This is a genomic window from Acidithiobacillus sp. TH-A36 (assembly GCF_057473445.1).
This window is the reverse complement of sequence record NZ_JBYCKP010000050.1, coordinates 1-9,520: the sequence shown is the minus strand read 5'-3', so window position 1 is coordinate 9,520 and position 9,520 is coordinate 1. Positions and strand designations below refer to the sequence as shown.

The window sequence follows — 9,520 nt, the reverse complement described above, 5'->3', positions numbered from 1 at the left end:
AACGCGGTCATAGATCTCAAACAGGTGGTGGAACGCATTGTCGGCGCCGTCCCCGGAGTGGTCAGCGTGAGTAACACCTTTTGAATAAGCATCCCGGCAAAACCCCGAAAGTCGGCTTCGTCAGCCTGGGCTGCCCCAAAGCCACCGTGGACAGCGAGCGTATCCTTACCCAGTTGCGGGCTGAGGGCTACCTGCTGGTAGGCGATTACGCCGACGCCGATGTGGTGGTAGTCAACACCTGCGGTTTTATTGACGCAGCGGTGACAGAATCGCTGGAAGCCATTGGCGAAGCCCTCGATGAAAATGGCAAGGTGGTCGTCACCGGTTGTCTGGGGGCCAAGGATAACGGGGACTTTATCCGCAATGTGCACCCCAGGGTGCTGGCCGTTACGGGTCCACAGCAGTCTGGCGCGGTACTGGAGGCCATTCACAGCGCGCTACCGCCCCTCCATGACCCCTATACCGATCTGGTTCCTCCCCAGGGTCTGCGCCTGACTCCGGCGCACTACGCTTACCTGAAAATTTCCGAAGGCTGCAATCAGTCCTGCAGTTTCTGCATTATTCCCAGCATGCGTGGCAAACTGGTCAGTCGCGAACCCGGTGATATTTTGCGGGAAGCCGAAGCCCTGGTTTCTGGAGGCGTCCAGGAATTGCTGGTGATTTCCCAGGACACCGGAGCTTACGGCGTCGACCGCAAATATCGCACGGCCTTTCACGATGGGCGCCCCATCAAAACCCGGATCACCGATCTTTGTGCGGCACTGGGAGAGTTGGGTGTCTGGGTGCGTTTGCACTATGTATACCCCTACCCCCATATTGATGAATTGCTGCCGCTCATGGCAGAGGGAAAAATCCTGCCTTATCTGGATGCGCCCCTGCAGCATGGTAGTCCCCGGATTCTCAAGGCCATGCGCCGCCCTGCTGCTGCCGAAAAAACGCTGGAGCGCATTGCCCATTGGCGGCAACAGGTGCCCGATTTGACCATCCGCAGCACTTTTATTGTCGGTTTTCCCGGTGAAACCGAAGCCGAATTTTCAGAACTGCTGGATTTTCTGCGCGTTGCCGAACTGGACCGGGTGGGCTGTTTTGCCTACTCTCCGGTCGAAGGCGCACCCGCCAACGCCTTGCCCGGTGCCGTTCCGGAAGCAGTCAGGGAAGAACGTCGCGGCGAATTCATGCGGGTGCAGGAAGGCATCAGCCGTGCACGGCTCCAGCGCCATGTGGGTCAGCGTCGTGAGGTGCTGGTAGATGCCCTGGAACGCGGGGGCCGGGCCATAGCCCGCTCGGTCAGCGATGCGCCGGAAATAGACGGTGTGGTCCACCTGAGTAATGCCGGCGGCCTCAAGGTCGGTGACCGCCTGGCCGTGCAGATCACCAGGGCGGACGACCACGACCTCTACGCAGACTGTTTTAGTCTGGGTTAATCCTTGCCCCTTTCTATGCGTACCCCTACATCACGGGTGCCCCGCACCGCCGCCGGTTTGTGCACCGTCACCTGTACCCAACGTGCAGCGAATTCACCCCGGATAATATCGGCAATCTGCTCGGCCAGTGTTTCCACCAGCTCCACTTCAGAAGCACTGATGTGACTGACCAGGCGTTGACAGACCGTCTGATAATTGATGGTTTGCTCCACCTTGTCCGATTGGGCGGCAGCATGGGTGTCGGCGGCAATTTCCAGATCAATCAAAACGGTCTGCTTGACCTGCCGTTCCCAGTCATAAATACCGATGCGGGTATCTACTTTCAGCTCCCGCACAAAAAGAATATCCATAGGCATCCCGAAAAATGCGACAAGGCGTCGCGTCTGGGCCTATAATAGCGCTTTTCCGGGCCAACGCACTGCATGTCTGTCATTATTGATATTGTTTTCATTGTGGGTGCCTACCTGATCGGCTCTGTCGCGACCGCCATTCTGGTAGGTCGCGCCATGGGCCTGGGTGATCCCCGGCAATCCGGATCCGGGAATCCGGGGGCAACCAACATTCTGCGCATCGGCGGCAAAAAGGCCGCAGCCCTGACGCTTTGCGGCGATCTGATCAAAGGCGTCATTCCCATTGTGGTCGCCCGATGGCTGGGTGCGGAAGGCTGGATCCTGGCCGCCGTCGCACTGGCGACTTTTCTCGGCCATTTGTATCCCGTTTATTTTGGATTTCGGGGGGGTAAGGGAGTGGCTACGGCCATGGGTACCCTGCTGGCGCTGATGCCGTTACTGGGATTATCGGTGCTGGGTGTATGGATAGTGGTTTTTGCCGTCATGCGGGTGTCCTCCCTCGCCGCGCTGCTGGCCGCCACCAGCGCGATACCCCTTGTTTTTGCTTTGTCTGCCAGCAGCAGCCTGCATGCCCTGATTATCGTGCTGGTCATCCTGATCCTCTGGCGGCATCGCAGTAATATTCAGCGCCTGCTCGATGGCCGCGAAACGCCCTTCAAAAAATCCTAATCGCGGATATTCCATTCCTGCATGCGTTCGTCTATCCATTGCGCCAGCTTTTCGGCAGGACGAAATCCAGGCGCCAAATGCTGCGCTTCCTGAGCAGCGGCCAGGGCACGGCGCATGCTGCCCTGATGCAGGTAATAGCGCGCCAGATTCATTTGCGCCAGATGCGGCGCATCAAAATGCCGGGATTTCAGCGCCCGCCGAATCACAAAAAGGGCTTCATTTTCCCGTCCGGTATCCATGAGGTATTCGCCAAGATCATTCCAGGCCTGTCCCCACTCGGCGTCACAGGCGATGGCCCGTCGGCAGGCGGCAATTGCGCCATGACTGTCCCCCGATGCCGCCAGTGCCCAGGCATAAAACGTCCAGATCAATGCGCTGCCAGGATCCGCGTCCAATGAACGCCTGAAGGCTTCTGCCGCTTCTTCGGGATGACCGGTCTGCTGCCAGTCCAGACCTTGCTGAAAATCCGGATCGACGGCAGCCCGTTCTTCTACTTCTGTATCCAGAGAAAAAGATTCACCCGTCATGCTTCCTCCTTGACCAGCGACCAACGCGCCCTTACCGGGAAATCGGCACTGGCAGACTGGGCCATTTCGGGATGCAGGGCGCCAGCCAGGGCAATCATTGCGGCATTATCCGTACAATGGGCCAAATCGGCGATACATAATTCTACGCCCTCTGCAGCCAGGGTTTGCAAAGCACTGCGCAAGGCACGATTGGCTCCCACACCGCCCGCCACAATCAAACGCTTCAGACCGGTGTGTTGCAAGGCGCGCTGGCATTTCCGAAACAGGGTGTCGACCACCGCCTGCTGAAAACTGGCAGCCAGATTTTTTCTCTGGGTCATATCCTCTTCAGGGACTTTCATGGAGGCCAGACGAAAGGCTGTTTTCAACCCGCTGAAGCTGAAGTCCATGCCAGGACGATCCAAAAGAGGTCTTGGCAAACGAAATGCCTCGGGGTCACCACCTTCCGCCAGAGCTGCCAGAGCCGGCCCTCCTGGATAACCTAGTCCCAGCATTTTAGCGGCTTTATCGAAAGCTTCACCAGCTGCGTCATCCAGGGTTTCACCCAGCAAAACATAATCACCCAGCCCCCGTACTTCAATGAGCATGGTATGCCCACCGGAAACCAATAAAGCCACCGCAGGAAAGGGCACCACGCCATTGAGCAGGGGGGCAAGCAGGTGCCCTTCCAGATGATGAACGGGAATAACCGGAATATCCCAGGCAAAGGCCAGCGCCCGGGCAAAATTCACGCCCACCAGCAAGGCGCCAATCAATCCCGGCCCCGCCGTGACGGCTACGGCATCGGGGCGTTGCCCCCCGGTTTGCAGCATGAGTTGTTCCAGCAGCAGCGGTAGCCGGCGCACATGATCCCGGGAGGCCAGCTCTGGAACCACCCCGCCGTAAGGCGCATGCAGATCAATCTGGCTGAACAGGACTTCACCCAGCAAACCCTGGAGGGTGTCATACACAGCCAGGCCGGTCTCATCACAGGAGCTTTCAATACCCAGAATACGGGTGGTGGCCGATTCAGACATGCGCCGATTTCTCCTCCGCCGCAGAACCCATCACCGGGCGCTGATTCTGGACGACACATTCTTGTAACCACAGCAACTCCTGTTCGGAAAAACCTCCGGCGCGCCGCGCTTCCAGGGCCAACGGCCCCTGAATACGGCCCCGGTAGCGTTCCTGCAGCAACTGGCGAAAAGCCTGTTCTGCATCCAATCCACGTTGTTTGCACAAATAACGGAACCAGCGACTCCCAATGGCTACATGACCACGCTCATCGCTTTCAATACGTTCCAGCACAGCGGCGGCGGCGCAATCTCCTGCCTCCTGCAATCGCTCGCGGATAGCCGGAGTCACATCCAGACCTCGCGCCTCGAGAACACGCGGTACCAGCGCCATACGCTCCAGAGGATCAGTCGCTGTATCCATAGCCATTTCCCAGAGACCATCATGGGCAGGTAAATCACCATAATCACCACCCATAGCCTGGAGCAGCCCGCGCAGCAGAACAAAATGTTCCGCCTCTTCCTGGGCAACCTGCAGCCAGTCCTGGTAATAGGCTACGGGCAGACCGACAAAACGGCAAAGCGCATCCAAAGCCAGGTTAATGGCATTAAATTCAATATGAGCCAGGGCATGGAGCAGGGCAAAACGACCGGCCTGGGTGCCCAGCGCCCGGCGTCTGGGTAGTTTTTTGGGCGCGACCAGCTCAGGACGGGCAGGTCGCCCCGGGATACCGGGACAAGGCAACAGTACCACCTGCACTGCACCCGTACAGTGCAGTGCCCGAACCTGTGTCACTTTTTCGTTTGGGTCTGTGGCTAACAGCGCGCTCAACACCTCTGTAGCAAAATCCCGATGCTGCTTTTCTTCAGTGACATGCATCATGTCAACGCACCTGTTTCCGGACCATTCAAAACACAGAATATAACACATGCGCTGCCTGATTCTGTGGAAAGCCATTTATCAGCGCCTCCTGATAAACGAAATAGATAATATAAAAAAATAATAACACTTTTTTGTTGTATTTAATTTTCACCACTGGTGGTTTTAAACCACTTTATGGCGGTGCATATCAACCGCAAATGATGCAAACATCCGACCAGTCGAACAGAATTCAAAGCATTACAGTAATTAGTAATATTGGCATAAGCCTTGCAAGAGTGTCGGTGCAACAAAGTTTGTCTTATTCACAAAATTTATGGGGTGGAAGTTATGATCATCGAAAACTCTCTCCCGATCTTGCTCAGCCGTCTGGATTTTGCCTGGATTACTTCCATGCACATTCTCTGGACGCCTATGACGATCGGCATGTCCTGGCTGCTCTTCATCATGGAAGTCGCCTGGCTACGTACTGGCAATGAGCGTTGGTACAAACTCAACCGCTTTGTAGAAAAAATCTTCATCATCAATTTTGGCGCAGGTGTCGCCACCGGCGTCACCATGGAAATGGCCTTTGGTATTCTTTATGGTCCTTTCTCTCAGGCCGTCGGCCCCTTCTTCGGCAACATCCTTGGCTTTGAAACCATTACCGCCTTTATGTATGAGGCCGGTTTCATCGGCCTGATGGTGTTTGGCTGGGGCAAGATCAGCAAGGGCATGCATTTGTTTGCCACTTTCAACGTCGGGTTGTCTTCTTCCTTGTCGGCCATGTGGATTCTGGTAGCCAACTCCTGGATGCAGACGCCTGATGGCGTTGTCCTGAAAGATGGACTGTTCCAGGTGACCAACTGGTGGAATGCCATTCTCAATGACAATTTCCAGTGGGGCTTTCCTCACATGTGGGTGGCCACTGTGGAATTGGCATTATTTGTACTGGTTGGACTCAGCGGATTTTTCATTTTGAAAAACCGTAACGCTGACCTTTTCACCAAGCTGCTTAAACCAGCACTGTTGGCCTTGATCATTGTTACGCCTTTGCAGATTTTCATTGGTGACAGTATTGGTCGTGTAGTCGCCCATACCCAGCCGACTTCATTGGCGGCTATGGAAGGCCACTATCACACCTATTTGCCCGATGGCAAAGTGAATACCGGCTGGCATCTGATTGCCATTCCCAACGCCAAAAATGACGGTAATGTGTTTGCGATTACCATTCCGCATGTACTGAGCCTGCTCGAAACCCATACCCTGAATGGTAAGGTTACGGGTATGGACAGCTTCCCGGCCAAAGATCGCCCCGATGTCTGGGTACCTTTCTACTCTTTCCGGGTCATGGTAGCCATCGGCTTCTTCCTCTTCTTTATCGCCATCTGGGGTAACTGGTTGCGCCTGCGTGGCAAGCTCAATGCTACAGAATTGCGTAAGCGCCCCTGGTTTCTGCGGGCTCTGGTGTTCTCTGCATTCCTGCCTTACCTGGCCATCTGGTGTGGTTGGTGGACCCGTGAAGTGGGACGGCAACCCTGGGTGGTTAACGGCCTGATGCGGACCTATCAGGGAACCAGCCATATGCCTGTCGCCATGGAAATCATCTGGTGGGTGGGTTACATCATTTTCGAACTCACCGTGTGGGCAGGTTCCTGGTACTTCTTTACGCGCGTCATCAAGAAAGGGGTGGATGGAATTCCAGACTCCAGCACGCTGTTTGATCATGATCATGCGGATGCTGCAGATGTTAAAGCCGGTGGCGGTCATGTGACGCCGACCTTCGCCAGCAAGCCCATGTTGCGTTCGGATCGCTGATCAGCGCTCTCTGACGTTTTCAAAATCATGACGGGGAGCAGAGCTCCCCGCACAAGCTACTGGAGTCATTTATGGATCTTTTATCAATAGGACGCATCGCCGGGACATTGACGACCTGGTGGTGGCTGCTCCTTTCACTCGCTTTTTTCCTGTACATCGCCACGGACGGTACGGACCTGGGCGCTGGCATTTTCGCTGTGTTTTCCAAGGACGAAGAAGAACGCGGCGCCATTATGGCCTCCATGGCCGGCATGTGGGACGGTAATGAAAGCTGGCTGGTCGTGGCAGGTGGCGTGCTTTTCGGCGCCTTTCCACTGGTTTACGGTTCGGCTTTCAATTATCTGATGATTCCACTGATGTTTGCGCTCTGGGGCATTATTGCCCGGGCAGTGGCCTTCGAATTTCACATTCATGCCAAGAAAAGCAAACGGTTCTGGGGTTGGGCGTTTGCTGTCGGCAGTTTATTTGCGACCTTTTTTGCCGGTGTTTCATTGGGTGCTACCCTCCAGGGTTTTCCCATGAAATCGGGATTGGCCATGCAGTCTGGCCTCGCCGCCCATGGCGTTTTTGCCCAGGATTACACCACTCCTGTCATGCATTTTTCGGGAGGGATCCTCGACTTTTTGACGCCTTTCTCCATCTGGACGGGGGTTGGTGCCGTTATCGCCGCCAGTCTTGCCGGGGGGCTGTATTTATGTGCCCGCTTCATTCCCGGTGATTCCATTCATGAACGGGCCCGCGCCTGGACAAACATCGTTTCTTTGCTGGCATTGGCCGCCATTGTGGTGACGCTGATCTGGTCTTATGCCATCTTCCCCTGGGCGGCTGCCAAGTGGACCGGTTCGGATTGGTGGATCTGGTTGATCTGGTTCATTATCGTGCTCATTTTCGCCTTCAAGTCCTCCACCAATCACTCCGTACGTAAGGACTTCAGCGCGATGATGTGGGGTATTGGCGTGGTGGCCCTGTTGTGGGCGGCCATGTGGGCGACCATTTTCCCCTACGTGGTGCCTAATACCTGGACCATTGTGCAGGCGGCCAATCCGGCAGATTCCATTGCCGTATTCACCCTGTTCATGACGGGCTTCTTCCCCATCATGATCATGTACAACTGGTATCAGATTTGGGTATTCCGTGGCCGCTTCAGTAAAAAGATGGCCTACGGAGCGCACTAAAAGCGTATGGGCGATGTTCTGAATATTTTCTGAAACAGAACATCGCCTTTTTTAAAACGGGGTAAAAAATGTCTACGATATATGATGAAAACTCTTTAAGTACGGCGCTGGATATTATTGAAAATATCGAGTCCCGTTATGGACGGCTTGCAGACCGCCTCGGCGAAGTCCGCAAATCCATGCCGTCGGAAAATGTCGAAACCATAGCAGACCAATGTTTTGAGCTCTCTGTCGAGATCATGCGTTACAAACACTACTTTTCTTCGGTCAAAAAACTGGTGCTTGGCAGACAGGATATTGGTCTGGTTCATTTATCATGATACGAGCATATTTTGATTAAACGGTTTCAACATAAGCCCTTAAGAACCCGTGGGAAATCCGAAAAAGATCATCATCCCACACTGCTTGATGTTCTGAATATACTGGAAACACGGCTGGACATTGTCGAAGAGCAATGTGCCGAAGTGCTGCAATCCATAAATATTTGTACACGCACAGAAGTGGACGATCAAATTGCCATTATGGATGCCGAAATCAATCGTTGCCAAAAATTATTAAAAATCATCAAAAATACCATGCATGAGCCTGAGCCAGAGAACTAAAATCATCCAGACGTGTCGAATATCCGTATGAAACTACGCCATCACCATCAAAAATCACGTTCCCGGTTTCTTTCTGCAAAAATAGGAGCCATTCTAACTGCAGCCTGCGTAACAGGCGCATTAACAGCAAATGCTTCAGCCTTCGCCAACACTTTTGATTCCAGTACCAGTACCAGTACCAGTACCAGCACACAAAACCCGCAAGATTGGCAACAAGTCTGGCAAATTCTCGCCCTTACTGGATACGTACACCTGGTTTATGGCACGTATATGGGTCGTTATGGGGGCCTGCATACAGTCGCCGCATGGAATATTCCCGTGCCCCGGGCCCTGCAAAAAATTTCCAACAACTGGGGTTATTCTCCCTATAATCCCGCTTTTCGTAGCGGCCTGATACAGTTTGAACGCGCAGATCATTTGCTCAATCGCCGAGGCATTTCACGCGGGCGGGTTACTCCGGAAGTCCTCTCGTCCCTGCGCGCGCCAATCCCAAAAAATCGTTTTCCGTTTCAATGGATTAAGGTAGACAAGAGCACGCACCCGGAGCACTTGCAGATCTGGCAGGTGCCACCCGATCCCCAGGGAAAAGGACAATGGATTTACCGGACAGTCGTCAACACCGGGGTCATGCACTCCACCCCGGATGGTAGCTGGCCAATTTATCAGCGCCTTGCCAAAACCACCATGACTGGTAAATTCCCTATTGCGGTCAGCCCCCAGCAATACCATTTACTCCCTGCCTCAGACCGAAGTATTTATCATGGATATCATGTCCGCTGGCAACACTATACCGCGCCCAATGTGCATTTCGTAAACTACTTTTACGATGGCCGCGCCATTCACTTTTATCCCCGCAAAGGCTATGGATGGCCTCAAAGTGCCGGTTGCGTGGAAGAACCCTACCAAAACGCACGCAAGGTTTACGCCCTGTTACACTATGGGGACATCGTTTCGGTCATGGGGCATTACCACAGGAAACCAGCAAAACTTGACCGCGCAGCCCTGTTGAGGAAAAAAATCATTCGAGAAATAGCAGCCAGTAAGGCTGGCTGAATAAACCTAAAAACGGCAGTTGCCGTGGGTGCTTTGCAGCGACTTTTGTTT

General features: G+C 54.1%; 11 protein-coding genes. 7 read left to right on the top strand and 4 right to left on the bottom strand.

Annotated elements, in window-relative coordinates:
* Positions 1-80 precede the first annotated feature (80 nt).
* Positions 81-1,424, top strand: a complete 1,344-nt coding sequence (rimO, locus tag AC2VLY_RS01310) for a 30S ribosomal protein S12 methylthiotransferase RimO (RefSeq protein WP_193650392.1) — start codon at positions 81-83, stop codon at positions 1,422-1,424.
* On the opposite strand, the gene folB is transcribed toward rimO, so the two are convergent.
* A complete protein-coding gene (gene folB, locus AC2VLY_RS01305; RefSeq protein ID WP_244947544.1) occupies positions 1,421-1,780 on the bottom strand; it encodes a dihydroneopterin aldolase in 360 nt (119 codons plus the stop codon). The two genes, rimO and folB, sit on opposite strands and share 4 nt — an antisense overlap.
* Positions 1,781-1,846: 66 nt before the next feature.
* Here folB and plsY point away from each other — a divergent pair, with 66 nt between their 5' ends.
* On the top strand, positions 1,847-2,443 hold the full coding sequence (gene plsY / locus AC2VLY_RS01300) for a glycerol-3-phosphate 1-O-acyltransferase PlsY (RefSeq protein WP_486921642.1): 597 nt from the start codon (positions 1,847-1,849) through the stop codon (positions 2,441-2,443).
* On the opposite strand, the gene AC2VLY_RS01295 is transcribed toward plsY, so the two are convergent.
* From AC2VLY_RS01295 to AC2VLY_RS01285, 3 genes are read right to left on the bottom strand one after another with little or no spacing between them, the layout of a single operon-like run.
* Positions 2,440-2,970, bottom strand: a complete 531-nt coding sequence (locus AC2VLY_RS01295) for a tetratricopeptide repeat protein (protein ID WP_486891712.1) — start codon at positions 2,968-2,970, stop codon at positions 2,440-2,442. The genes plsY and AC2VLY_RS01295 overlap by 4 nt on opposite strands.
* Positions 2,967-3,986 carry a tRNA (adenosine(37)-N6)-threonylcarbamoyltransferase complex transferase subunit TsaD gene (gene tsaD, locus AC2VLY_RS01290; RefSeq protein WP_486921641.1) on the bottom strand — a complete coding sequence of 340 codons (1,020 nt, stop codon included), beginning with the start codon at positions 3,984-3,986 and terminating at the stop codon, positions 2,967-2,969. Before tsaD ends, AC2VLY_RS01295 begins: the two co-directional genes overlap by 4 nt.
* Positions 3,979-4,845, bottom strand: coding sequence for a ferritin-like domain-containing protein (locus AC2VLY_RS01285; protein WP_486892336.1), 867 nt, complete (start codon positions 4,843-4,845; stop codon positions 3,979-3,981). Before AC2VLY_RS01285 ends, tsaD begins: the two co-directional genes overlap by 8 nt.
* 327 nt (positions 4,846-5,172) lie before the next feature.
* Between AC2VLY_RS01285 and AC2VLY_RS01280 the strand changes: the two genes are divergently transcribed.
* From AC2VLY_RS01280 to AC2VLY_RS01260, 5 genes are all read left to right on the top strand, one after another.
* Positions 5,173-6,639: a cytochrome ubiquinol oxidase subunit I gene (locus AC2VLY_RS01280; protein ID WP_010642381.1), complete on the top strand. Its 1,467-nt coding sequence runs from the start codon at positions 5,173-5,175 to the stop codon at positions 6,637-6,639.
* Between the two features lie 71 nt (positions 6,640-6,710).
* The gene (locus AC2VLY_RS01275; RefSeq protein WP_010642383.1) at positions 6,711-7,814 is read left to right on the top strand and encodes a cytochrome d ubiquinol oxidase subunit II; all 1,104 of its coding nucleotides are present in this window, start codon (positions 6,711-6,713) and stop codon (positions 7,812-7,814) included.
* A 68-nt stretch (positions 7,815-7,882) separates the two neighbouring features.
* Positions 7,883-8,134, top strand: coding sequence for a hypothetical protein (locus AC2VLY_RS01270; RefSeq protein ID WP_010642385.1), 252 nt, complete (start codon positions 7,883-7,885; stop codon positions 8,132-8,134).
* 12 nt (positions 8,135-8,146) lie between these two features.
* On the top strand, positions 8,147-8,416 hold the full coding sequence (locus tag AC2VLY_RS01265; protein ID WP_010642386.1) for a hypothetical protein: 270 nt from the start codon (positions 8,147-8,149) through the stop codon (positions 8,414-8,416).
* A gap of 27 nt (positions 8,417-8,443) precedes the next feature.
* Positions 8,444-9,469 carry a L,D-transpeptidase family protein gene (locus AC2VLY_RS01260; protein WP_486921640.1) on the top strand — a complete coding sequence of 342 codons (1,026 nt, stop codon included), beginning with the start codon at positions 8,444-8,446 and terminating at the stop codon, positions 9,467-9,469.
* Positions 9,470-9,520 lie beyond the last annotated feature (51 nt).

Bases quoted from the DNA above. Each gene is read 5' to 3' on its own strand.
- AC2VLY_RS01295 (WP_486891712.1), bottom strand. From the start codon at position 2,970: ATGACGGGTGAATCTTTTTCTCTGGATACAGAAGTAGAAGAACGGGCT.
- AC2VLY_RS01285 (WP_486892336.1), bottom strand. From the start codon at position 4,845: ATGATGCATGTCACTGAAGAAAAGCAGCATCGGGATTTTGCTACAGAG.
- tsaD (WP_486921641.1), bottom strand. From the start codon at position 3,986: ATGTCTGAATCGGCCACCACCCGTATTCTGGGTATTGAAAGCTCCTGT.
- folB (WP_244947544.1), bottom strand. From the start codon at position 1,780: ATGCCTATGGATATTCTTTTTGTGCGGGAGCTGAAAGTAGATACCCGC.
- AC2VLY_RS01275 (WP_010642383.1), top strand. From the start codon at position 6,711: ATGGATCTTTTATCAATAGGACGCATCGCCGGGACATTGACGACCTGG.
- AC2VLY_RS01270 (WP_010642385.1), top strand. From the start codon at position 7,883: ATGTCTACGATATATGATGAAAACTCTTTAAGTACGGCGCTGGATATT.
- AC2VLY_RS01260 (WP_486921640.1), top strand. From the start codon at position 8,444: ATGAAACTACGCCATCACCATCAAAAATCACGTTCCCGGTTTCTTTCT.
- plsY (WP_486921642.1), top strand. From the start codon at position 1,847: ATGTCTGTCATTATTGATATTGTTTTCATTGTGGGTGCCTACCTGATC.
- AC2VLY_RS01280 (WP_010642381.1), top strand. From the start codon at position 5,173: ATGATCATCGAAAACTCTCTCCCGATCTTGCTCAGCCGTCTGGATTTT.